24 protein-coding genes are annotated in these 25724 nt (G+C 31.3%); 8 read left to right on the top strand and 16 right to left on the bottom strand.

The window, feature by feature from the left end; translation table 11 throughout:
• Positions 1–9: 9 nt before the first annotated feature.
• The 4 genes from ABMY20_RS12040 to ABMY20_RS12025 all read left to right on the top strand — a co-directional run bounded on the left by ABMY20_RS12040 (position 10) and on the right by ABMY20_RS12025 (position 3835).
• Positions 10–1041, top strand: a complete 1032-nt coding sequence (locus ABMY20_RS12040; RefSeq protein WP_047790356.1) for an alkane 1-monooxygenase — start codon at positions 10–12, stop codon at positions 1039–1041.
• A 3-nt stretch (positions 1042–1044) separates the two neighbouring features.
• A complete protein-coding gene (locus ABMY20_RS12035; RefSeq protein WP_349265394.1) occupies positions 1045–2418 on the top strand; it encodes an aldehyde dehydrogenase in 1374 nt (457 codons plus the stop codon).
• A gap of 46 nt (positions 2419–2464) precedes the next feature.
• A complete protein-coding gene (locus ABMY20_RS12030) occupies positions 2465–3199 on the top strand; it encodes a nitroreductase family protein (protein ID WP_159615086.1) in 735 nt (244 codons plus the stop codon).
• A 423-nt stretch (positions 3200–3622) separates the two neighbouring features.
• Positions 3623–3835, top strand: a complete 213-nt coding sequence (locus tag ABMY20_RS12025) for a hypothetical protein (protein ID WP_349265393.1) — start codon at positions 3623–3625, stop codon at positions 3833–3835.
• A gap of 245 nt (positions 3836–4080) precedes the next feature.
• Here ABMY20_RS12025 and ABMY20_RS12020 read toward each other — a convergent pair whose 3' ends face one another.
• The gene (locus ABMY20_RS12020) at positions 4081–6465 is read right to left on the bottom strand and encodes a penicillin acylase family protein (protein WP_349265392.1); all 2385 of its coding nucleotides are present in this window, start codon (positions 6463–6465) and stop codon (positions 4081–4083) included.
• 253 nt (positions 6466–6718) lie between these two features.
• On the opposite strand from ABMY20_RS12020, the gene ABMY20_RS12015 reads away from it, so the two are divergent.
• The 4 genes from ABMY20_RS12015 (at position 6719) to ABMY20_RS12000 (ending at position 9226) form a co-directional block, all read left to right on the top strand.
• Positions 6719–7027: a hypothetical protein gene (locus tag ABMY20_RS12015; protein ID WP_073184241.1), complete on the top strand. Its 309-nt coding sequence runs from the start codon at positions 6719–6721 to the stop codon at positions 7025–7027.
• A gap of 62 nt (positions 7028–7089) precedes the next feature.
• Complete coding sequence (locus ABMY20_RS12010) at positions 7090–7398, top strand: hypothetical protein (RefSeq protein ID WP_349265391.1); 309 nt, start codon at positions 7090–7092, stop codon at positions 7396–7398.
• A 62-nt stretch (positions 7399–7460) separates the two neighbouring features.
• Positions 7461–7781, top strand: coding sequence for a hypothetical protein (locus ABMY20_RS12005; protein WP_047790858.1), 321 nt, complete (start codon positions 7461–7463; stop codon positions 7779–7781).
• A gap of 110 nt (positions 7782–7891) precedes the next feature.
• Positions 7892–9226, top strand: a complete 1335-nt coding sequence (locus ABMY20_RS12000; RefSeq protein WP_349265390.1) for a sigma-54 dependent transcriptional regulator — start codon at positions 7892–7894, stop codon at positions 9224–9226.
• A gap of 46 nt (positions 9227–9272) precedes the next feature.
• Here ABMY20_RS12000 and ABMY20_RS11995 read toward each other — a convergent pair whose 3' ends face one another.
• From ABMY20_RS11995 to ABMY20_RS11925, 15 genes are all read right to left on the bottom strand, one after another.
• Positions 9273–9425, bottom strand: a complete 153-nt coding sequence (locus tag ABMY20_RS11995) for a hypothetical protein (protein ID WP_349265389.1) — start codon at positions 9423–9425, stop codon at positions 9273–9275.
• A gap of 131 nt (positions 9426–9556) precedes the next feature.
• The gene (locus tag ABMY20_RS11990) at positions 9557–10402 is read right to left on the bottom strand and encodes a hypothetical protein (protein WP_349265388.1); all 846 of its coding nucleotides are present in this window, start codon (positions 10400–10402) and stop codon (positions 9557–9559) included.
• 131 nt (positions 10403–10533) lie between these two features.
• Positions 10534–11433, bottom strand: a complete 900-nt coding sequence (locus tag ABMY20_RS11985) for a hypothetical protein (RefSeq protein ID WP_349265387.1) — start codon at positions 11431–11433, stop codon at positions 10534–10536.
• An 80-nt stretch (positions 11434–11513) separates the two neighbouring features.
• Positions 11514–12440, bottom strand: a complete 927-nt coding sequence (locus tag ABMY20_RS11980; protein WP_349265386.1) for a hypothetical protein — start codon at positions 12438–12440, stop codon at positions 11514–11516.
• Between the two features lie 77 nt (positions 12441–12517).
• A complete protein-coding gene (locus tag ABMY20_RS11975) occupies positions 12518–13525 on the bottom strand; it encodes a hypothetical protein (protein WP_349265385.1) in 1008 nt (335 codons plus the stop codon).
• Positions 13512–14873 carry a hypothetical protein gene (locus ABMY20_RS11970; protein ID WP_349265384.1) on the bottom strand — a complete coding sequence of 454 codons (1362 nt, stop codon included), beginning with the start codon at positions 14871–14873 and terminating at the stop codon, positions 13512–13514. Before ABMY20_RS11970 ends, ABMY20_RS11975 begins: the two co-directional genes overlap by 14 nt.
• Before the next feature lie 364 nt (positions 14874–15237).
• The gene (locus ABMY20_RS11965) at positions 15238–16425 is read right to left on the bottom strand and encodes a hypothetical protein (protein ID WP_349265383.1); all 1188 of its coding nucleotides are present in this window, start codon (positions 16423–16425) and stop codon (positions 15238–15240) included.
• An 8-nt stretch (positions 16426–16433) separates the two neighbouring features.
• Positions 16434–16922 (bottom strand): DUF4280 domain-containing protein, encoded by a 489-nt coding sequence (locus tag ABMY20_RS11960; protein ID WP_349265382.1) that lies wholly within the window; start codon positions 16920–16922, stop codon positions 16434–16436.
• Positions 16923–16933: 11 nt separating this feature from the next.
• The gene (locus tag ABMY20_RS11955) at positions 16934–17629 is read right to left on the bottom strand and encodes a hypothetical protein (RefSeq protein ID WP_349265381.1); all 696 of its coding nucleotides are present in this window, start codon (positions 17627–17629) and stop codon (positions 16934–16936) included.
• Between the two features lie 22 nt (positions 17630–17651).
• The gene (locus tag ABMY20_RS11950) at positions 17652–18341 is read right to left on the bottom strand and encodes an IS1 family transposase (RefSeq protein ID WP_349265380.1); all 690 of its coding nucleotides are present in this window, start codon (positions 18339–18341) and stop codon (positions 17652–17654) included.
• Positions 18342–18524: 183 nt separating this feature from the next.
• Positions 18525–19232 (bottom strand): hypothetical protein, encoded by a 708-nt coding sequence (locus ABMY20_RS11945; protein ID WP_349265379.1) that lies wholly within the window; start codon positions 19230–19232, stop codon positions 18525–18527.
• A gap of 102 nt (positions 19233–19334) precedes the next feature.
• The gene (locus ABMY20_RS11940) at positions 19335–20558 is read right to left on the bottom strand and encodes a hypothetical protein (protein WP_047790856.1); all 1224 of its coding nucleotides are present in this window, start codon (positions 20556–20558) and stop codon (positions 19335–19337) included.
• 22 nt (positions 20559–20580) lie between these two features.
• Complete coding sequence (locus ABMY20_RS11935; RefSeq protein ID WP_349265378.1) at positions 20581–24609, bottom strand: SH3 domain-containing C40 family peptidase; 4029 nt, start codon at positions 24607–24609, stop codon at positions 20581–20583.
• A gap of 11 nt (positions 24610–24620) precedes the next feature.
• The gene (locus ABMY20_RS11930; RefSeq protein WP_349265377.1) at positions 24621–25103 is read right to left on the bottom strand and encodes a PAAR domain-containing protein; all 483 of its coding nucleotides are present in this window, start codon (positions 25101–25103) and stop codon (positions 24621–24623) included.
• Between the two features lie 13 nt (positions 25104–25116).
• Positions 25117–25724: phage baseplate assembly protein V (locus ABMY20_RS11925; protein WP_349265376.1), on the bottom strand; the 608-nt coding region annotated here is incomplete at its 5' end.

The following is a 25724-nucleotide window of genomic DNA, read 5'->3' as shown; positions in this document are numbered from 1 at the left end:
TCACCCAAGATGAAAGCTCTTAAATTTTTAACGATTTTAACACTCCCTATCACTGTTTACATTTCGTTTACAAATATGGGATGGTTAACACTTTTACCTTTACTTGTTTTCTTCGGCTTAGTTCCTCTTCTTGAATTACTTTTTAAACCTGATAAAAATAATTTCAATAAAGAACAAGAAGCGCAAGAAAAAGAAAATAGACTTTACACCTATATTCTATACGCAATGGTACCTATTCAATTAGTTTTCCTAGTGTGGTTTTTATGGATAATGAAAGACACACAATTAACTATCTTAGAATATATAGGAAAAATCTCAGCTATGGGCTTGCTATGTGGCGTTATTGGTATTAATGTTGGGCATGAATTAGGACATAGAAACAACCGTTTTGATGAGCTTTTAGGAGAAATTTTACTACTAACTTCATTAGACACCCACTTTCTACCCTACCATAATGCAGGACATCATTTTAATGTAGCCACTCCAAAAGACGCCGCGACTGCAAGAAGAAATGAAATTGTTTACCTGTTTTGGATTCGTTCTCATTTTCAAAGCTATTATCAAGCTTGGGAAGTGGAAAATACACGTTTAAAAAATTCAGAAAGAAGCTGGTTTCACTTACAAAATAGAATGCTCATTTACACACTCTGTAACATTCTTTTATTAGCTGGTATTTTCTTTTTATTCGGATTAAAAGCATTACTAGCTTTTATCACCGCTGCTGTTTTTGGAATTTTATTACTTGAAACTGTAAACTATATAGAACATTATGGACTACTACGTAAACAGAATGAAAAAGGTCGTTATGAGCGTGTAAAAAGAACGCATTCATGGAATTCTGATCACAGAATTGGTATGTTAATGTTGTTTAATTTATCCCGTCACTCCGACCATCACTATAACGGAAGCAAACATTATCAGCTCTTAAAATCATTACCAGAAAGCCCACAAATGCCAACAGGATACCCGGGTATGATGCTGGTAGCCTTGGTTCCTCCATTATGGTTTTCAATAATGAATAAAAAAATACAAGACTTATAGCTTATGAATATTCCCGAATTAGTTCAGTCGCAAAAAAACTATTTTGCTACTCAACAAACCAAAGATATTTCTTTTAGAAAAAGTACCTTAAAAAGATTACAAAAAGAACTTGTTGCAAGAGAAAAAGACATCATAAAAGCACTACATGATGACTTTAAAAAACCAGAATACGAAGCAGTAATGACCGAAACTTCTATTGTTTCGGCTGAATTAAAAATGGCCATAAAAAATATACACTCTTGGAGTAAACCTCAACGTGTATTACCGTCGTTACTAAATTTTCCGTCCTCTGCAAAAATTTATAAAGAACCTTACGGAACTGTACTTATCATTGCTCCTTGGAATTACCCGTATCAACTAGCATTCGCACCATTATTAGGTGCTATTGCAGCAGGTAATACTGTAGTATTAAAACCTTCGGAACTGACACCGCATACAAGTAAAATTACCAAAGAAATTATTGAAGCTGTATTTGATAAAAACCATGTAGCTGTGGTTGAAGGTGGCGTAGATGTTTCTACTGAATTGTTAGCACAACGTTGGGATTATATTTTCTTTACAGGCAGTGTTCCTGTTGGTAAAATTGTCGCCAAAGCCGCTGCTAATAATTTAACTCCTGTTACCCTAGAACTTGGAGGAAAAAGTCCATGTATTGTTGACGAAACTGCCAATATTAAATTGACTGCAAAACGTTTGGTTTGGGGAAAATTCATTAACGGTGGGCAAACTTGTATTGCTCCTGATTATTTATTGATACACAAATCAGTAAAAGAGCAATTTATACAACAATTTAAAGATGAAATTTTTAGAACTTACGGAAGAAACCCTCAAAACTCTCCAGATTTTCCACGTATTGTTAACACTCGTAATTTTGATCGTTTAGCTTTGATGCTAGAAAATGAAAAGTGTGTGATTGGCGGACAAACTGATAGAGACGATCGCTACATTGCTCCTACATTAATTGACGAACCTAATTTAGATAGTGAAGTCATGAAAGGTGAGATTTTCGGACCTATTTTCCCGCTAATCTCTTACGAAAATGAAGCTGACATTGAAAAAATTACTGCTAAATATGACAAACCTCTGGCTTTATATGTGTTTACCAATAGAAATTCATTTGCTAAAAAAATGATTCAACGTTATTCATTTGGAGGTGGAACCATAAACGATACCACTGTACATTTTGCTAATCATAGGTTACCTTTTGGTGGCGTTGGTGAAAGCGGTATAGGCAGTTACCATGGAAAAAAAACTTTTGATACGTTTTCTCATCATAAAGGAGTGGTTTCTCGCGGAACTTGGTTAGATGTTCCTACTCGATATGCTCCATACAAAGGAAAATTAAAGCAATTAAAAACCTTAATGAAACTAGGATAAATTAGATAAAAGACAAATAGACACAAGAATCAAGACACCTATATAAATGAGTGAAAAAACCGTATCCGAAGCAGTTAACTACCGTCGTTCAGTAAGAGTATATGACCCTAAAAAACCGATAGACACTGCTGTTGTAAAAAAATGTTTAGAGCAAGCTATTTTAGCTCCTACCAGTAGCAACATGCAACTGTGGGAGTTTTATCATATCACTGATAAAGAAATTATAAAAAAAATGGCTCCATTATGCTTTAATCAAAATGCAGCTAAAACTGCTCAGCAACTAGTGGTTTTTGTGACTCGTAAAGATTTGTGGCGTAAAAGAGCCAAAGCTAACTTAGCTTTTATGGATGAAGTTTTTGGTAAAAACAATCCGAAATCAGAACAACGAAGTAGAGAAAAAGTAGCACGTAACTACTACGGAAAATTGATTCCGTTTACCTACTTTGACATCTTCGGAATTGTTGGTTATCTTAAATACTTAATGATTCTTATTGTTGGACTTTTCCGACCTATATATCGTGAAGTTCGCAATAGTGATATGCGCGTAGTGGCACATAAAACCTGTGGATTAGCAGCACAAACATTCATTCTCTCAATGGCTGCTGAAGGCTATGACACTTGTCCTATGGAAGGTTCCGATACTTGGCGTATAAAACGTTTATTAAACTTACCTTTTAGTGCAGAAATTAATATGATTGTTTCTTGCGGTATTCGTAAGCCAGAAGGAGTTTATGGAGAACGTTTTAGAATTCCTTTTGAGGAGGTTTATAGGGAGGTTTAATTCCACAAATAAACCAAGTTCTTCTTATTTTTCTGAATTTATAACGACTTTTTAATCTTCTCTTTTTATTATATTAAACGTCTTCAAGAAGAAATTAGTTTAACAGTTTAATACACAATAAAAAAATTAAAAAGCTATACATTTTTAGCTTAATAACTTTTCAAAAACAAAGTTTTAATTCTATCCTGTAACAGAAAGTAATTTTTATTATATTAGTTGCTCATTAAAATTCAAAAAAAAAAATAAAAAGCTGTAAAAATTGACTATAACTAACTATGATATTTCTTTGTTCCCAAGATAATTTATTCTAATTAAAAGTTAGTTCGTTTATTTTTTCACACCTATTAAAATAAAAAATAGACATAAACCTTGAGTGTCTATAAATGTTCAAGGAATATATAAAATTTTAAATTATTTTGAAAAATGAAAAAATCAATTTTAGAATTAGGAAGAGTTCTTAACAAGAAAGAGCAAAAAAACACATTTGGTGGTGCTGATTTCGACACAAAGAATGATAGTTGTGATCAAAACCATGATGGAAGATGGGTTCCTGGCTGTCCATGCACACCTGGATTTTCATATACTGTATTGGTAAACAAAGGAGGTTATATAACCTCCGTAACAAAAACTTGTTAAAAAATTAAGTACAAAAAAATAAAGTAAGAATAATCCTTTAAAGAAGCTCTAAGTCAAAAGAGCTTCTTTTTATTTTACTTTTTTTTTCTAAAACCTCTAATTAATAGTGTATTCATAAATATTTATTATGGAAACTTCTCTCTATAAATACTTACTTACCCATAAAGCTAGCATGTTAACAGCACAACAAAACAGTTACTAGTTTACCCTTTCCCTTTTACAGAATTAAAAGTTATGGTTATTTATCACTTTTTCGGCAAAAACACCAACTTATTTGCGCTCTTCTTTATAGCTGCTTCATTGAGAATCATTTTTACAAACTCACCATCTACATATTTTTGTGCTTGGTCTTTGTAATACGGACTAAACACATTTCCTGATTGTCCTGTAGGTAAAATCGCAATGCTATTTTCAACATCAGAAAAATCAATGACTCTACGTGTTGATGGTCCACCATGAATTTTATACACACCTGTACTATCCAATTTAAAAATCTGGTTGTTAATCACCTCATTTCCTCCGATAGTTTCAAACGGACCTACATTGAAAAACTTTCGTAACAAACCTCCCGCTTTACCAATAGCGTGTTCGTATTCCACTGAAATTACGCGATTCCACGTCCAATTATCTACATTCTCTCCTAATTGGTTTTGTAAAAACGTGATGGATTTTTGAAAAGCTGTGGTAATTATTTCATTTCTAGTTTCAACTTTATCTATCGTTGAAATATCATCCCACCAAACCGATTGCTCTCTTTTAGCTTGTTGTGCTAATACTTGATCTTGTAATTGGGTGTCAATAAACAACTGAAAACTATCTCCTAACTCATCTTTGTAAGTAGCTGTTAAAAATTCATACAAAAATCGATTATAAATAGTCGGAGCTACGTTGGTTTTTAAATATTCTCCATTCCACTTTTCTAACACCGAATATGCTTTTTTAGCCGAAGGAGATAATGACGACTTATCTACACTTGCTAACAACTCTCTTCCTATTTCTGGCACAACAGGTGAAGTAACATCATAAATCATTTCAGCTACATCCTCTTTCGTAAAATCGTTTTTAGGATCTAATAACTGAACAATTCGTTTTGCTCTATCTTCTGGTTGATAGTATCCCGGATATAACTTCCCTCTCACGGAATCAGGTTGATTATTGGCAGAATACACATAATTCCAACTAGGGTTTTCCGCTTGCGGATTTTCTTTAAAGTCTAAATATTCTACAATTTCATCCTTACCAGAAGCTCCGTTTAAATACACTTTAGAAGATAGGCTATCTCTTAATTGATATAATTTAGCCGATGCAAACCAACCTACATTCCCTTTCGTATCTCCATACATTACATTTAATCCTGGTGCATGAATTTTGGCGGTTCCTGTTTTAAAGTCTTGTAACGAATTTGCATGCGACATTTTATGTGATGCTTCTAATAATTGATTAGGTAGTTGCGTATAAATCCAGTTCATTGCAATTGGACTTTCATCTGTTACATGCTCTATTAATCCGTTCATAATCGGACCATGTTTACTAACTTTAACTTGATATGTAGTATCTTTTCCTCCTTTAACCTTTATACGCTTGTTCCATAACTCATATTTCTGGTATCCATTAGGTGTTTTGTACTCCATTGAATTTTCTGGATTGTTTTCTTCTATATAAAAGTTCAAATCGTCATTTGCTAACATTGTTAATCCGTAAGCATACTCTTTATTGTGTCCTAACAACGGAAATGGCATCAAAGCCAGATTAAATCCGTAGATTTCAAAGTCTGGAGTTTTTATATGATTTTGATACCAAACAGATGGTTGAGAAAATGCGATATGTGGATCGTTCGCAAAAATTACCTTACCGTTTTTGGCTTTAGGTGGTGCAATTACCCAAGAGTTACTTCCTATAAAAGGTGCAACTGGCAACTGATCTACAATCTTGCTTACCGCTATAGACATCTCTGCTTTAATTGTACCTTTATTAGTTGTCTTATTCAGTGTTAAATTTTTATCGAAAGAATTCAACAACTCATTTACATAAGACTCACCTAACTTTTCTTTTACTTCAGTTAACAACGGATCAGTTTTATGGGCAATTGCAAAACTAAATGCCATATAACCAAAAACATTATACACATCTTTAATTGTATAATTTTCTTTATCCAATCCTACTAAATAAAATTCTAAGGGCGTTGCTCCTTCTTCTATGAACTGATTAACCCCATTTAAATATGCTTCCGTTAATTTATACGTTTCTGAATTTTTATCTAATTCTTGAATTGTTTTTTCAGTAGCTTCTTCAATTCCTAATCCAGAGAAAAACTTATCTACTCTTACCAAATCTTTTCCAAAAACTTCTGCTAATCTTCCAGCTGAAATTCTTCTGATAAGCTCCATTTGCCACAATCTATCTTGTGCATGTACATATCCTAAAGCAGTATAAGCATCTAGTTGATTTTGTGCGTTGATATGCGGCACTCCAACCTCATCATAATACACTGTAACTTTATCTGAAATTGAGTTAAGTTCTAACTCTCCTTTATAAGTTGGATGCAGAGTTTTTGTAAATAGCCAAATTCCAACACTTAATAACACTAAAAGTAGTAAAACAATTTTTAAAGACTTTTTTAATAACTTCATTAGGGATGATTTTCTTCAAAGATAACAGATTTATTTATTGTTCCTCTTTTTGGGTAAATAGTGTAATTTTTACACACTTCTACTCTTTACTTATACACTTTTTACACATAAAGCTATTATCTGCCCAAACCTAAAAAAACAATATACTACTAAAAATCAACACATTAAAGTTTTCAAGGGTTTAATTAAAGTCGATGGCATATTTATTTCTATACAATAAACAAATATGTAAATAACTTAAAAACTTAATATCATGAAAAATTTAATTTTAGCAGTAGCGATTTTAGCAGGAGCTTCAACTTATGCAACAGTAAATAACACTCTTACACCTATTACTCCAACTCATACAGTTGTAAAGAACGGATTTCAAGAAATATCTTTAGATAAGTTACCTTCAGCTGTAGTGAATGCTGTAAAAGAGAGTTTTCCTAAAGGTACACTAGGAAAAGCTTTTGTAAACAGTAAAGAACAATACAAGTTAGAAATTTCTTTAGAAAATGGCAACAAAACCGTTTTCGCCGACAAAGACGGAAACTGGTTAGACGCTAAAGAAGTAAAGTAAACACATAAATTTCCCTTGTAGTATTACAACAATTAATAATTATAACTTAAAAACTTAATATCATGAAAAAATTAATCTTAGCAGTAGCAATTTTAACAGGTGTATCAACTTATGCAACAGTAAATAACACTCTTACACCTATTACTCCAATTCATACAGTTGTAAAGAACGGATTTCAAGAAATATCTTTAGATAAGTTACCTTCAGCTGTAGTGAATGCTGTAAAAGAGAGTTTTCCTAAAGGTACACTAGGAAAAGCTTTTGTAAACAGTAAAGAACAATACAAGTTAGAAATTTCTTTAGAAAATGGCAACAAAACCGTTTTCGCCGACAAAGACGGAAACTGGTTAGACGCTAAAGAAGTAAAGTAAACACATAAATTTCCCTTGTAGTATTACAACAATTAATAATTATAACTTAAAAACTTAATATCATGAAAAAATTAATCTTAGCAGTAGCAATTTTAACAGGTGTTTCAACTTACGCAACAGTAAACAACACTCTTACACCTATTACTCCAATTCACACAGTTGTAGCTGATGGATTCCAAGAAATATCTTTAGATAAATTACCAGCAGCGTTGGTTAACTCTATTAAAGAAAGTTTCCCTAAGGCTACCTTAAGTAAAGCTTTTATTAATGAAAAAGAGCAGTACAAACTAGAGGTTAGTGAAGGAAGCACCAAGAAGACTATTTACATTGATAAAGAAGGTAATTTGTTAAATGAAAAAGAAGTAAACAATACTAAAAAGTAATTTTTTTATTTCCCTCCTCAATTTTATTAGCAAAAGAGCGTTTTCATATAAAACGCTCTTTTTATTTTTACAGAGAATTTTTATCTGAACAATTTAGAGCAACCTTTTTTATGAAAAATATCTTATTGGTAGAAGACGATGTTACATTTTCTAACATGTTAAAACATTTTTTAGAACGACACAAATATGTTGTCGAGGTTAGTTATACAATTAAAAATGCCTCTACTCTATTGAAAGAAAATTCATATAATTTGATTTTTACTGATTTACGCCTTCCTGACGGTAATGGTATTGATTTATTAAAGCAAAGTAAAAACACTGATAGCGACATCCCTGTTGTTTTAATGACGAGTTATGCTGAAGTATCAACAGCCGTTCAAGCTATGAAACAAGGTGCTTTTGATTATATTTCTAAACCTTTTAATCCTGATGAAGTTTTAGAAGTAATTAATAATGCTCTGGAAGTTAAAACCGAACAAATTACTGAACCTAAAAAAGAAGATAAAAAAGTTTCTAATTCTCATATCGTTACCGGTATAAGCGCAGCTTCTAAAAGCCTTTATGAACACATCCATTTAGTAGCTCCAACTGACATGTCTGTTCTTATTACAGGTGAAAGTGGCACAGGTAAAGAAGTTGTAGCTAGTACAATTCATACTCAAAGCTTACGTAAAGATAAGCCTTTTATTGCCGTGGATTGCGGAGCTATACCTAAAGAGATTGCCTCAAGTGAATTTTTTGGACATCAAAAAGGATCATTTACAGGAGCTATAAATGATAAAATAGGGCATTTTGAAGCAGCGAATGGAGGTACTCTTTTTTTAGATGAAGTAGGAAACTTAAACTACGAAAGTCAGGTACAACTTTTACGTGCTTTACAAGAAAGAAAGATTAAACCTGTGGGAAGCAGTAAGGAAATTATGGTAGATATTCGTTTAATTACTGCCACTAATGAAGATTTATTATCAGCTGTTGAAAAAGGTAATTTTAGAGAAGATTTATACCATCGTTTAAATGAGTTTTCTATTAAAGTCCCTAATCTAAATGATAGAAAAGACGATTTAATTCTTTATGCCGATTTCTTTTTAGAAAAAGCCAACAAACAACTCAATAAATCAATCGTTGGCTTTTCTCATGAAGTACTAACTTTATTTCAACAATATAACTGGCCAGGGAACTTACGAGAGTTATCTAATGTTATCAAAAGAGCTACACTTTTATCTCAGACAGAAATTATAGAAAAAGAAGTGCTGCCTGAAGAATTAAAAAACACTGAAGATCAATACAGCATCCCTAATGAATTTTCTACCAAGGAAAATGAAAAAAAACTTATTATTAGGGCTTTACATGAGGCTAAAAACAACAAAACTAAAGCTGCAAAGCTTTTAAATATTACTAGAAAGACTTTGTATAATAAACTGAAAGAGCATAATATTAATTCTTAATTATTCAGCTTATACTGTACCTAAAGAATATAACTTTACGGTAAACTTATTGCCCTCCACTTTTTAAAATGGCATCGTTAATACAGGTGGCATGCCCCATTAAACCAGTTTGTTCAAAATGTTCAAACATCAATCTTCCATTTACATACAGCTCATAAAAACAACCACTTTGGTTCGCTTCTATAAAATATCTATTCATGCTTTTGTATTGTAGGGACTGTATGTTGCTGTATAGTTTGTCTATGGGTCTCATTTCTGTTGTTTGCCCACAAGCTGTAAGCACCAGTAACATACAAAACAAATAAACACTATATAAAAACGCTTTGTGCATTACCTTATAATTTCTAATTTGTTACTTCCTTTTGGTTTGTGTAAATAAATATATCTTGAAATCCTAGTTTTTCTTTTTTTTCCAAGATAAGTATCATTTATACCGAAAGAATAAGCAGATTTTCCTTTGCGTTCAATACTTTTTAAAGCTACAATTCTACCATTCCCTCCAAAAATCATTTTATACTTATCTAAAGGAACTTTTCTTTTAAAACTAGAATCAAAAATTTGTTTGAAACTTCTAATTCTATCCTTAATACTTTCCTTATTAACATCGTTATACGCTTCAGATTTTAAAAACTCTAACTCTCTGTTTTTAACTAAGCTTACCCATTTAGCTTCATCTTGATTATAAATAACATCAGATAAATTATTATAAAAAGCTACTACTTCTTTTTCTAACTGTTTTTGATCCATTTTAGTTAAATCTTGCGATTCGCTCCAGCCAGTAACTTCGTAAGGAACTTCTGCATAAAACGTAAAAGTATGTTCATAATAAGGCAACCCCTCTATTTTAATATCATTCTTACTTCTAGTACTTGCCTCTGGAATCTTAAAAGTTACTACTTTTTCATCGCTGTCTTCTACCTGTGTATCGTATTTTTCTATTTTTACTTCTATTCTTGCATTCTTGGTAAACGTGTCAAACCTTTCTACTTCTGTTTGTCCTAAAGGGTATAGCTTTACAGTAACTTCTTGCATCCCACTTTTTAAAATAGCATCGTTAATACAGGTGGTATGCCCCATTAAACCAACTTGTTTAAAAAGCTTAAATACCATCCTACCATTTACATACAACTCATAAAAACAACCACTTTGGTTCGCTTCTATAAAATATCTATTCATACTTTTGTATTGTAAGGGCTGTATATTGCTGTATAGTTTGTCTATCGGTCTCATTTCTTTTGTTTGCCCACAAGCTGTAAGCACCAGCAACATACAAAACAAATAAACACTATATAAAAACGCTTTATGCATTACCTTATAATTTCTAATTTGTTGCTTCCTTTTGGAAGGTGGAAGGATAAACCGTGAAAAAGGTACATTTTAACTAATTCATTATCATACTTTTTCTCATTAATACTAATAAGAGCAGAGTTATTATTAACATTCTCAAATTGTTTACTCTCTAGTTTTACTATTTTACCATTAGCATAAAGTTTCATTTCATAATTTTCGATAGGCAAGACTTCAATAAAATCAAGATATGAAGAATATTCTTCTGCTAATTCTTTAGAGTTTTTCATATAAAAATAATTTGATTGTGCTATTTCAAACTCTTTTGTCAATGTTATATCCTCTATTTGTTTCGCATTTTTTCTTACAAACAATTTCCTGTATTCTTTATAAGCATGAAGTACTCTTTCTTCTAATACTTTTTGATCCATTTTTGTTAAATCTTGTGATTCACTCCAGCCCTTTATTTTATATGGTACTTCTGCATTAAACGTAAAAGTATGTTCGTAATACGGCAGTCCTTCTATTTTAATATCATTTTTGCTTCTAGCACTTGCCTCTGGAATTTTAAGTGTTACTACTTTTTCATCGCTGTCTTCTACCTGTATATCGTATTTTTCTATTTTCACTTCTATTCTCGCATTCTTGGTAAACGTGTCAAACCTTTCTACTTCGGTTTGCCCTAAAGGATATAGCTTTACAGTAACTTCTTGTTTTCCACTTCTTAAAATAGCATCGTTAATACTAATAGTATGCCCCAGTAAACCTGTCTGCTCAAAATGCTTAAAAAATAATATGTCATTTACATACAACTCATAAAAACAACCGCTTTGGTTAGCTTCTATTGTATATATAGGTTCGCTAGGGTAATGTTGTATTTTTTTGTGTAAATTCTTAATTTGATTGAATTTAATATTCATTTCTTCTTTTGTTTGCCCACAAGCTGTAAGCACCAACAACATACAAAACAAATAAACACTATATAAAAACGCTTTGTGCATTACCTTATAATTTCTAATTTGTCACTTCCTTTTGGTTTGTGTAGGTATATGTAAGAGTAATTTCTTATTTTACTTTTACTCCCATCATCATAAGTTTTCTCATATCCATAAGAAAATGCTCCATAACCTTTTTTTATTATGCTTTTTAACGCTACAATTCTACCATTCCCTCCAAAAATCATTTCATAATCATCTAATGGTTCTTTCTTTTTAAACTTAGAATCAAAAATCTGTTTAAATTTCCTTTTCCTATCCTTAATACTTTTTTCATTAACATCATTATACGCTTCAGATTTTAAAAACTCTAATTCTCTGTTTTTAAACAATTCTACCCATTTAGCTTCGTCTTGATTGTAAATAACATCTGATAGGTTGTTGTGAAAAGCTACTACTTCTTTTTCTAATTGTTTTTGATCCATTTTAGTTAAATCTTGTGATTCACTCCAGCCAGTAACTTCATAAGGAACTTCTGCATAAAACGTAAAGGTATGCTCATAATAAGGTAACCCTTTTATACGAATGCTATTATTTTTATCTTCTGTATTAGGAATATTAAAAGTAGCTACATGATCATCATAGTTTTCGTATTCTTTACTATTCGGTTTATCCTCCAATGCTTTATCCCATTTAGTTACTTCAATATTTATCTTTGCATTTTTAGTAAAAGTATCAAACCTTTCTACTTCGGTTTGCCCTAAAGGGTATAGCTTTACGGTAACTTCTTGTTTTCCGCTCTTTAAAATAGCATCGTTAATACAAGTAGTATGCCCCATTAAACCAACTTGTTTAAAAAGTTTAAACACCATTCTTCCATTTACATACAACTCATAAAAACAACCTATTTGGTCTGCTTCTATAAAATATTGAGGCATGCTTTTGTATTGTAAAGGCTGTATGTTGCTGTATAGTTTGTCTATGGGTCTCATTTCTTTTGTTTGCCCACAAGCTGTAAACACCAACAACATACAAAACAAATAAACACTATATAAAAACGCTTTGTGCATTACCTTATAATTTCTAATTTATTGCTTCCTTTGGGTTTGTGTAGGTAGATATATTCATAACTTCTAATCTTACTTTTACTCCCATCATCATAAACTTTTTCATATCCATGAGAAAATGCTCCATAACCTCTATCTATTAAACTTTTTAAAGCTACAATTCTACCATTCCCTCCAAAAATCATTTCATACTTATCTAATGGTTCTTTTCTTTTAAAACTAGAATCAAAAATCTGTTTGAAACTTCTAATTCTATCCTTAATACTTTCCTTATTAACATCGTTATACGCTTCAGATTTCAAAAACTCTAACTCTCTTTTTTTAACTAAGCTTACCCATTTAGCTTCGTCTTGATTATAAATAACATCAGATAGATTGTTATAAAATGCTACGACTTCTTTTTCTAATTGCTTTTGATTCATTTTAGTTAAATCTTGCGATTCGCTCCAGCCAGTAACTTCGTAAGGAACTTCTGCATAAAACGTAAAAGTATGTTCGTAATAAGGCAACCCTTCTATTTTAATATCATTCTTACTTCTAGTACTTGCCTCTGGAATTTTAAATGTTATTACTCTTTCATCGCTATCTTCTACCTGTGTATCGTATTTTTCTATTCTTACTTCTATTCTTGCATTCTTGGTAAACGTGTCAAACCTTTCTACTTCGGTTTGCCCTAAAGGGTATAGCTTTACAGTAACTTCTTGTTTTCCGCTTTTTAAAATAGCATCGTTAATACAGGTAATATGCCCCATTAAACCAACTTGTTCAAAAAGATTAAACACCATTCTACCATTTACATACAATTCGTAAAAACAACCACTTTGGTTCGCTTCTATAAAATATCTATTCATGCTTTTGTATTGTAGGGGTTGTATGTTGCTGTAAAGTTTGTCTATCGGTCTCATTTCTGTTGCTTGTTTTTTTTCTTTTGTTGTGTTGGTTTGTGCACAAGCAGTAAGTATAACTGCTAACAATGCTGTAATTAAGTGAGTGGTTTTATTTGTTTTCATATTCAAATTGTTTTTTTGATTCAAAAAGTTCAAAAATATAGTCTTTCCCTAAAGAGGCGTTTGAAGGACCCAATAAGGTAAAAGGCACTTGTTTGTCACCCTCATTTGAATCATATTTATTTTCCTTCTTTACCTTTAGTTCAAGACTTTGCATATACGTTCCTTTCAATCCCCCAAAATATACCACTTTTTCCATATAAGGCCCTCTACCTTTGGTGTAACCTATTTTTTGTATAATACCAATACTACTATTTAATTTTAATTCTCCTTTAATATCGACTTCTACCTTAACAGGCTCAAAAAACCAAAGCTTTTTAAACTCTTCCTGGTATTTTACACGAGCTTTTACCTCAATACTAATATTAATAACTCCGTCTGTTTTAATTATATCACCTTTGCGTAATACCTTATTGTATTCGTTTTCTTGCTTAATGGCATTTTTGTTTAAAGTAAGCTTATTTGTATGAGTGTTGTAGCTTATATTTATATCAGAAACTATCCTACCTTCTGCTTTGGCTATTAATTCAAACTTTCCATTCGTTTTTTCTTCCATGCTTTTTACAAACTCTTTTAAAGGGCTTTTTAAAGAATCGGAATCTATTTTGTATTCAGTATTTAAAGCTAACAAAGGGTCGGCTTTAAAGGTAAAATCAAAAATAGTTGCATACGCTCCCTTTGGTTGCATTTCTTTTCTTAAGGCAGCGTTCATGGTTATTTTAGGGGTTGTTAAAGTAAGGTTGTATTTATCTAAAAACTTATTTACTTTATCTTTTCCTTTGTTAATTCTCTTAGCTACTTTTTGTGCTTTTTTTAATTGTTGTAATCCAGGTGCAAGCTTTCCTCTTGTTAGGTATATCATTAATACATCTATAGCCAAGGTAAGTAATACTACTCTAATTATTTGAAAATGTAAGTAGGCTTTGTAGGGTTGTATTTCGGCATAATTAATGAGTGACCCTACTTGGTTTTCTCCGTCGGGTATATCGTACCTTGCATGAAAACCAAGGTACATATCTGTTTTACTCTCTTTTATAAAATCACGTAGAACTTTTTCTAGCTCTGTTATGGCTGTTTTTGAGTTGTTATTTATAGATAATACGTCAAAAAGAGGTTTTATAAAGTTAAGTGTTTTTTCCAAAGCACTTGCTAAAACAGATATATAAGTGGCGTCTCCTTTTACTAATGGAAGCTCAATGTTATCGTGATATAAAATATCTTTTTTTTCTACATCTAAAGCTAAGTGTGATGCCCAAATTACATCTGGGTGTACGTTAAACCAAATGGTACGTTTGTACCTACAACTATTTACACTTATATAAAACTCAGCTGGGTTTGTATATTGAATCATGTGCATGAAAAGGTACCTCCATAAGAATTTACTTTCACTAGAAGCGTCGTAGGGGTATGCTGCTTTAAATTTTAGTATTTGATCTGTTTTATCTATAGTTTTATGGTAGGGTTGTACTCTTGGTAACGATTTTATATCGGTTAGGGTATTCCATATACCATCATCATCTGCAAAGGTGTATTCTTGTATTTCTTTTAAATTAAATACATTTTCTTCCGTATGCTTATCTTCTTCGTTTAGTTCTGGGCAATTGGCTACATCTGCATTTGTTTGTATGGTAACTTCTCTTATATTGTTTTTATTGCCTAATACTAAACTATAAATTGGAGTTGTTCCCCTATCATCTGTTAATAGCGCCCCATCCTTAGATTCTTTTTAAAAATGTTTTTGGTTCAAAACCATTGCAAGAAACGGTAAGTTCTGTATAATTACATTCTTGCTCATATAACTGTGTTATTAATGGCGGTTGCCATACTTTTACAATATTAGGGTTGGTTACATAGTCTTTTTCATTTACTGTTGCACTAAAATCGCTTTTGTAATTTACCGTAAGGGTTACTTCACGTTTTATTGTTGGGTAATTATTGGTTATAGCATGTTTAGATACTGGTGTGAAAATAAACACCATTGTGTACTCTTGTAAAGAGTCTTCAGAATCTTTTGCTTCTTTATGATTGGTTTTACCTGCCCAACTTAAATTAACTACATGCTCATCTAAAATTGAAACATTATAATCTAAAGAAGGGTTGTGCTCGTCTTTGGGTATATTTATATCTATTAAAGTGCTATACCCTTTTGTCATAGATTCTTCTCCATAAAACACCTCTTTAGTTAGTTTATAATCTTCACTTAAAACATTATGTAAATGCATGTGTATGTCTAAAACATCGCCATATAGTAGCTCTTGTTCAACTGAGTCGCAATTATCCTTTTTAATAGGGTTGCTACGAACTATTTTTTCTGGCAATGTTCTTCTTTCTACTAAAAGTGACAGTACCTGAGGTTTATCTACCGCTAAAATAAAGGCTCCTTGCTCTTTAAATTCGGGCGTATAATTAATACCTTCTAACCAAATACCTTTACCTAATGTTCTTTGAACATATTTTAAATTACCAAAAAAGACTCCTTCTCTTTTTTCCGTATGGCTTTTGTACGGGTTTGTAGCTAAATATGCTCTTTTAACAAAACCTGTAGTTTTTAGAGTACAAACATGAAAATCAGGATTTAAAACCTCTTCTCCATCTTTATTTAGGACATACCTTTTTCCATATTTAGTTCCTTTATTTAACTCATTTAATAGTACATGTAGTTCTTTTTGATTTTTTGAAGCACTTTTAAAAGTTCTGTATTTTCTAGTTTTAAACTTGTTGTGTGATTGTGCAATCCAGTATACATTTTCTTTTGTTTCTTTTACATTTTTAGCTTTTAAAACTTTTAAATGGAAATTTACTCCTTTATTAAGAGGTATTTCAAAAACTTTTAAATCTCTATATACTCTCTCGGTAACAACATCTTTATCTTGTTCGTCTACAACAATTATTTTTTTAGCCATAATGCAGGTTATTTAATTTCTAATAAATCAGTATCATCAGTGTCTTCTATCGCTTGCTTTGGGTTTGCAAGTGGATTCATTTGACTATGCACTGCTGTATTTGTCTGTGCGGCTTGACTTTCTGATGGCGCTCCTACCTGTCCGTGAAAAGTAAACTCTACACATGGTGCTCCTGCAATGGCACAAATAGCTTTACTTTTTTCTGTTAATATTTTTCCTTGGTTACTTAATGTTACCTTTTCATAAAAGTCTTGCCATTGTGTTACGTTTGGCATGCAAGGTAAATAACTACTTCCAGAGGGTTGTAGTTTACATTGTCCAAAAGTTTTTGCTTCAAAGGGTTGCCCTATATCCATAGTAGAACCTACCATTTTTTGAGAACCACTAGACTCGTTTATATAATGTTTATGTGTACTTACTACTGCAAAGGTGTCGGGTGCAAAACCATGTGCACATTTAAACATAGCTCCATTGCAAATTACTGCTACATCACTCATAATAATTTTTTTTAAATTTTAAATAGGTTGTTAAACCAATTATCTTTTTTCTGTTTCTTTTGTTTTCCTTCTATAACTTTACCATTTTTATTGCTAAAGCTTATATTATCCTCTTTTCGTTCTTTAAGCTGAACTATACTACAATTTATTTCACTATCTAACTCCTTGTTATAATACATTTCTATACGTAAAGGCGTAAGACTTTGCTTTTCTACTAAATGATGTAGTAGCAAAGTGTTACCTTTTTCATCTGAGCCTTTAAAAGTTACATCGTGTATATTTTCTACTTTTTTAAGTGTTTGCATCCCCACAAAAAAAGCTTCGGATTGATATGGATGTATAGGTATATTTACCTGATAGTTATCTTGTATTGGTTTATATTGATATGCTACTGGTAAACCATAGAAAAATAGTGCATATAAAAAATCACTTTTTAAACGCTCTGTAAATATACTTTCATTACTTACCGATTTTTTAATTTCAGCAAAATAAGCATCTGTTACTTCACCAGTAAATTCTCTTTGAATATTTGGTAGCTGCTCATTAAAACGTTCTTGTATTTCTTTAAAATTAAAGAGCTTATAGTTGAAGCCAAATTTAGAAATATGTAACTGTAACGGATATATAAGCGTTGCACAACGTAATGCTAAAACATCTAATATTTCTTTTGGTTCTTCCTTATTAAGAAAGAACTGTTTTCTTAACATTTTAAAAGATACTTAAATGGACTTATTTTTTAGCTATACCTACAGCTCCTCCTTTATCTCCCCAAAAATAAATTTTCAAATGAGCTTCAAGATATTTCTGCCTTTTAGTAAAACAAATCGTTTTTCTACTTAACCGCTTAATGTGTGTTCTTAAGTTTAAGTTCATTCTCTCAATTCTGTTTGTACAATACTGAAATCGTTTATGAATTTCTTTAGGAATTAAACTTGGGTAAATATTCAGTTTATCGGTATAAATTTTACTTGGTTGAAGTAAGAGAATTTTATTAATTAACGGTTTTATTGTTTCTTTTGATTTTCTACCTACATAAAAGTCTATAATACTTTTTGTTTCTCTTTCTAATACATAGGTTATCCAAATAACATTTTTCTTACTACCAATAAAACTCCACATTTCATCAATTTCAAATTTGCACCCAAACTTATTAAAATATGGAGTTTTTATCTGTTTACTTATTTTTAGAACTCTTGATAAAACAGTTTTACTAGAAATGTTCAGTATTCGGCTAATACTTCTGACTCCACAACCTTCTTTAAGTAATTTTTTTATGAAATTATTTGTTTCTGATTTGTATGCTTGATATCTATAATCTGATTGAAAATATTTTTTGCACTTTTTACAATAAAACCGCTGCTTATTATTTTGCAATCCTTTTCTAATAGAATTGGAAGCATTACACTTTGTACAATTCATAGCCTTTTTAGGTACTAATTTACTACATGAAGCAGAAAAAAACTAGATTTAATAGTTTCTAACGACTTTTTACTATTTCAAATAGTAAAAGACACTGTTCTAAAAAAGAACGGCACACTTATTTAACTTATTGATTTTAAATCAAAATAAAAACTCATTTTCAATAAGTGCTTTTTTACTACACTACCCTAGTTGAGCATCTGTCTTTCCTTTTAAGTCTCCATCTGTATTTCTAGCTGCATATTTTAAATACTCAATCTGCGAATTTCGCCAAGTCAATTGCATAAATCCGCGACCTTTATATTTCGGGCCATCCCCCATTTGTGTATTTCCATTATTTGATGCTTCTACATGTTTCCCAGGGTTATAAGCACTACCATCTGCAAACTCTAACCCCGTAGTAAATCTTGCAGATTCCCAGTACAATTGCGCTATAAAGTGCATTTTTTGAACACACTGGTTGATTCCATATTTATTAGCAACCTTATTTAATTCCTGTGTTAACCTTTTAAAGGTTTTGTCATTACTAGGGATAGCACAATTATTATGATTTAAAATACCGTTACCTAGTTTTTCACTCTTACGAATTCTTGTAAATATATTTTTAAACTCTTCAACCGTTAAGTCTCTATTACAATAACATTCTCCTCCTTCTCCAAAAATCTTTTTCATATGATTCACAAAAGCAATTGGATGAAAATGATATACATTTTCAGTACTTGGAAATGTACGTTCTGGTTTTGGATTCTTTTCTTCTTTCTTAGGTTCTTCTTTACGTTCTTCTTCCTTTTTTAATTCTATTCCTAGCTTCATTAAATCTAGAAAGCCATTTTCATCTCTTTTCTTTTCTTCTGTTTTAGAGGTGTATTTTAACTTACTAGATTCTCCCAAAAAACATATTGGTTTATTTCTTTAATCTTAAAAAAACCACAGCTTTAAAATATATTTTAATTGCTAAAACGAAGTCAATAGACTTCGAAGAGCAGGGGTTATTTATCTAGAAATACCGTTACCAACTTTTTTAGCTTCTAGCCATTGATCTTTAAAGTTATTCAATTTGTAATAATCATTTTTTTCAAATTCATTTGAATAAATATTATTTGTGTCGTAAAACTCAGCAAAGAACCCCATGTAATCGAAAGTATTTGACGTTTGATTTTGTATAAAGTGATATATGTTAGCTATAAGATAAGCTTGATTTTTAAAAGACAAATATTCAAACCCTTTGTTGTTTTTCATTAAAAAGTCAACATAGTTATTCAGGTCGTCAATATATGAATCATTTTTTTTCATTTTATCAAGAATAGAACTATGAAAAATAAAATTATTGTTACAGTCTTTATGCCATAATAATCTACCATATTCCTTACCGTTTGTGTTTCCATTAACAATTTCAAATCTGAATTTTTCGATATACCAATCTGTAAGTTGATTATCATCCAAATAAGAAAATTTAGAAATAAGATTTTTCATAAATGCTTCATCATTTTTGATCAACCATTCAAAGTGTTTTTTATCATCATTAAAAAGATATTGATTTCTAGCAATAAATAATTTTAAGTTTAAATCTCTATTGCTTTTTAAATCCTCAATATCTTTCCACTTATATATCTCAACTGTAGTACCATCACTTGAAACTCTTTTATTATTAGATGATTTTTCCTCTTCTGCTAGTTCAGGATATTGTTTTTCGTAATCAATAATTTCAGGTATTGCATATAATTCAGTTATAAAATTGGCTTGTTTTATTATTTGAATTGAAAAAGGTTTAATATCTATAGCGTTGTCATTACGATAGAAAGAAATATTTCTATCACAAGGATCAGAAAAATTTACAGTTAAATATTTTTTTTCTGATTTTGGTAGTATTGTTCTACCAAATATTTTTTGGATTCTTTCTTTAAATACTTTTGTTGAAACTGGGTTTATATTCCTTTTTAGAAAAGGAATAATAACTTCTAAATCTTTTTGAGAGTATTTGTAGTCCGATATATCATAGGATTCATCATATAATTGAGAATAACCAATATTTAATTGTTTTTCAAGTATCTCCTCTAAATTTGTTTTAGTAATTTGCTTTTCAACTAAAGACGTCTCTGTGCTTTTTTCTGATAAATTATTGTTTTCGGTTTTCTGAGCTTTATTAGTATTGCAAGAAATAATTATTAATAATATACAAATAAACCTCAATAAATTACTCAATAAATTAAATGACATATTTTAAAATTATGGTTAAAAATTAACTATGTGTTTGACTGTAAGATAAAACCTTTTTAATTCTACTCTTAACTACTGGTAGTTTTTTTAAATCTTCAGAAGGAATAAAGCCTTTAGGTTTTACAACCCAAAAAACTTTTCCTTGTCCTTTAGTAACTGTCTCTCTCATCCCAGATTTTAACCTAGAGTTAACACATATGGTTCTTTTACCAGGTCCATCTCCTGGTCGTCCATCAGATTGATTTCCTCCTAGATATGCGAAACGAGTTCCGTCAGCAGATTGCCCTACAATTATTGCTATATGGCTATTTGATGTTACCATTATTGCTCCAACAAAGACATCTTTTTCTTTTGTTATCAACTCTCCATTACTCCAGCCAGTTTTATTTGAATCTAATTTTTTTGCCATTAAAGGAGGCAACCAATTATAAGAAGATACATTTCCAGATGGTGGTTTTAGGTTAGTGTTTTGGGTTTGAAGAAAACACCAGTTAATGAATGCAGCACACCAATTTGTTTCATTAGTTCCATCAGGATAACTACTTGTGTCAAAATATTCGAAAATCCTTTCTTTGAGTGGAGACTTAGTCATTCTAACACCAGTATAGGTATTATGTTCTGAAATCGCATATTTGACCCATGGAGCTCCTTCAAGTTCAAAACTATTTTGGACATCACTAATTCCACAGTTATTTGTGCAGTCATTTAAATTAAGTTTTCCTTTATCGTACCATTCCTGTATAGCTTTGGCTATTTCCCAAACGTAAGTTTTACCTCCCGTTTTACCATGACGTTCATAAACTTTGCCTTTACTATTCCTTTTTATTTCATCTTCTTCTCGATGAAAAGTAGGATTCGCATGATATGCCTTCTTTTTATCTCCTGTTGATTCGTCATCAAAAACAATATAATTTGGTTCGTTTCCATGACCAACTGCTGCTGGCCATAATATTGCAAGATAAAAGTCAGCTAAAGTATTTAATTGTCCTTTTTGGGGTTCCAAATAATATTCTACATATTCTAACTGTTCCTCTGCACTTATTGTTTTTAAATAATCTGTTGTAAGATTAATGCTCTTCCTGTTACTTATATCTTTTGCAGCAACATCACCGATTTGAATTAATCCAGTATAACCATATTTGTTTTGAATCGATGGACTAAATGTACCTCCTGTTTCGAGTGCCATAGCAGTCATTAAGTGATTCGGGTTACATTCTAATCGTTTAGAGATTTCAACTACTTGTTTTCTAAACTGACAGCTTACTTTATTTCCCCATACTAAAGTTTCACAATTACTATTCCCTAAAATAAGTTTAAGGTGATTGATAAAAGCAATTGGATGAAAATGATATACATTTTCAGTACTTGGAAATGTACGTTCTGGTTTTGGATTCTTTTCTTCTTTCTTAGGTTCTTCTTTACGTTCTTCTTCCTTTTTTAATTCTATTCCTAGTTTCATTAAATCTAGAAAACCATTTTCATCTTTTGCTCTTTCTTCTATACTTACCGTACCACTTTTTTGCTCTGTATTTTCTGTTTTACTAGCTTCTATTGATTTATCAAGACTTTCTATACCTTTTGATTCCAACACTCCTGAATTATCTTTTTCCATTCTTTCTTCTAAAGTTACAGCTGCACTTCTTTTACTAGCTTCTTTCCAAAACATTAGTTCTTTGGCTTGCTCTTTTAAAACGTCTAATTTTTTCTTTTTTAACGCTTTTAAATCTTTTTTAGTGTGCTCTTCTGTATCTTTATGGTTGATAAAATAATCGAAGTATTTTTCTATTTCACCTGCTAATTCATCTCCTGTATAACTCCATTCATTTTTATGCTGGCAAACCAACTTTGTTAATTGGTTTCGTGTTTCTAAAATACTGTATGCTTTTTGTACTTCTCCTAACTCTATTTCACCGTTGTTATCAAGGTCGAGTGACTTCCATACCTCTTTTACAAAAGTACTATAGGTTTTTTCAGCCTCTCTTAACCCTTGTATATCGTACATGTACTCGCTACCTCCGTTAACGGATTTAAAGGAAAACTTATCCCAATTATAGGCACTAAACGCATTCTTTTCTATATTTAAGTCGCTAGCCAAAACCCAACCTTTTTGCGTATATTTTTCATTGGCTATAGGATAGGTACACGCTACCTTTATGTATTCGGTATCTTTGGTAACTCTTATTTTTTCTAATTTACTAATGTTTACCACTACATCTTTACACAGCTCTTCATCAACATCATTTTTATTTTCTGGTATTGCTAAATACACCTTGGTTATTGCATTAGATGTTACTGTTTTTTCTCCTCTCTTTAATGGTAACTTTTTAGGTTCGCAAACTTTTACTTTTTTAGTTTCATACTTCTCTACATCAACAACATAGTCTTTAATTCTTTCCCATGTTGAGAGTTTCTTAGGCACTCTCTTTTCTCTTTCTACCTCTACATATTCAACCGTTGGCATTATATCTTTTGCCTCAACCCAGTATTCATTAGCACTATTAACTGGTGTGTACCTTAATTTACGGTATTTTTCAGAGTCTTGTAGTTTTTTTTCATCTTTTTTACTTACTGTATTTCCATTACTATCTACACGATTAACCCAAAAAAGGTGTACTGTTTCTTCTTTTGGCAACTTGTTTTTAAATTTCGTGCTTACAGCGTTAAAAGATGTTTTGTTAATGGTATAATAATCTCTTGCTGTATTTGTTTTAGGATCGGTAATCTTACCTTGATAGGTTACTTCAGAAAGCTTTACAATGCCTTCTGCTTCTTCTCTATTTTCTTTAATTTTTACATATATCCTTTTAATATCAACAATCTTTATAGGGAGATTCTTTTTTAAATTGACTTTTTGGGTAATTTCTTTTGTTAACTTGGTGCCTTCTTTTAAAAGTATATAGTCTTTTTTATCATTTCCAGCATCAAATGTGTTGTTTAAAAAATCTTCAGTTTCATCACCCATAAAAACTTCTACATGCGTTGCGTAGTAGTCTTCTGTATTTTTACCATTACTTAGTTGAACCAACCCTGTATAACCTATACCATCGCCTGCCTTTATTGGTATATCGCAAGCTATAATAGCATTTTTTGTTATTTTACTTTCATCAACTAATTTTTTTTCACTAAAATTACTTTTGTGTGAATAACCTTCATAGCCCTTTATCTTATACCAGTTGCCTTTTTTTTCTTCAACAATAACTTCTTCATCTTTAGATATTATATCAACTATTTCACTACCCTGCCCTGTTTTTCTAACTCTAGCACCTGTTAAATCTTTTTTATCGTCTGGAACTCCTGATTTATCCTCAATGATTTTATCGTCCTCTTGAGTCGCTATTTTAAATTGAGTACCTAAATCAACAATTCTATTTCCTTTGGCATAAATATAACCATATTTACCATTGTATTCTATTTTGGTATAACCGTCTAATTCAATAAGCTTGTTGCTAGAATCAAACTGTTTAGTTACTAATTCACCATAAGGAATTACAAATTTAACACCAGTACTCCCTTTTACTACGTTATTTTCTGAACTTAGCTTTCTAGCATTTAAACCTTTAATTGTTTTTTTAGGATATATAAAACCTTCATTTTCTGTAACTTTTAATTTAGTAGTTGCCATCATGTCAGGAACTAACGATTTATTATTCATTTCTGCTACAGGTAGCAAATGGTTATATAAACTATAAAAAGTTACATACTTTTTCTCTTCTTTAGTTGTTGTTTTTTCTCCTTCACCTTCTTCAACTGTTTTTTTAAGTTCAAGATCGTGTTGTATAAGCACAAAACAATTAGAGTACTGATTCGTCTCTTCTACTTCTTCTTCATTTGTACCTGTACTGTTTTCTGTTTTACTTACTTCTTTATAAGTATCCATAAAACGATAGGCAATAATTCTACCATCTGCAATGGCTTTAATTTCTTCATCTTTTCTTTCTACATGAATTCCTCCATGCCAAGTATTGTTACTACCTATTAAATAATTTCCATATTTACTAGAAGTATCTAATTCGTTTAGCTTTTTTGTTTTTATTGGATAATGTACTTTCATAGCTTTTTAAGTTATAAACTTAAATTAAAGTCACGTAAACGACCATATTTATTACTTTCTCTTTTTAATTTTTCTTGATTGGCTAATGCTTCATCTAAATTCTTTCCTTGTCCTACAGCGGCGGCTGCAATTCTATTTACAACATTGTGTTTTGGAAAAGGTATTTCTTCAATAGGCATTACTTTAGTTGGCTGTCCTGTTCCTGTACCTAAAAGCACAGTAGATTCACCAATCGTTATACTACCTCCATGTGCTGTCATATCTCCTACTGTAGCAGCAGGCTTACCACCAATTAGTACGGTACCACAACCTTGTGCAATGGTATCTGGTGGACCTGTACAGACACACATATCCCCCATTACTGCTGCGGGTTTTCCAACTATCAATACGGTTGATACTCCTGGACCAGATATTGGCCCTCCTATATGAGGGGTACTACCACTACACATTGGGCAAACATGCATACTTCCTACTGTTGCTGCTAATCCTGGCATACTAATAAGTTTTTTAGTTAATTTTTACTATTCCTCCAGACACTTCAGTTACAGCACTACCCGTTACTTTTGTTTGCGCTCCATTTACTTCAGCACTTGTTTTTCCTTCAACAATAGTATTCATTCCTTGTAATGTAGCATCACTTGTAGCTTCCATAGCTAATTTATCTTTACTTTTTACTGAAGTAGCTCCATCAGACTGTAATTTTAATTCTCCTTGAGCTATTAATATTGTATCAGCTTCTGTACTGACTTCTACATTATTTTTAGCATTTAAACGTATATTTTCTTCTGCATTGAGGTTTATATTTTTTGCAGAAAACTCCATAGTTTCAGCAGACTGAACAAACAATGATTTTTCTTTAGTATCAAAGGTTATGATACTTCCATCTTTATCTTTTATAGTTATTTTCTCTTTATCTTTTGTGTCGTCTAACTCAATAGTGTGTCCACCACGTGTAATAATACTCTTTCTTACATTTTCTTCATCTCCACCTGCTCCATTTTTACCTGTAAACATACTTCCCATTACAAAGGGACGGTTAGGATCGTTATGCTCAAAACCTACCATTACTTGGTCTCCTACTTCTGGTATGAAAACAAAACCTCTATTAGTTTTAG

This window comes from Tenacibaculum sp. SSH1-16, from assembly GCF_040104435.1.
Classification (GTDB): domain Bacteria; phylum Bacteroidota; class Bacteroidia; order Flavobacteriales; family Flavobacteriaceae; genus Polaribacter; species Polaribacter mesophilus.
Note: the sequence above shows the minus strand (reverse complement) of the source record. Positions and strands in the feature narration are given on the sequence as shown.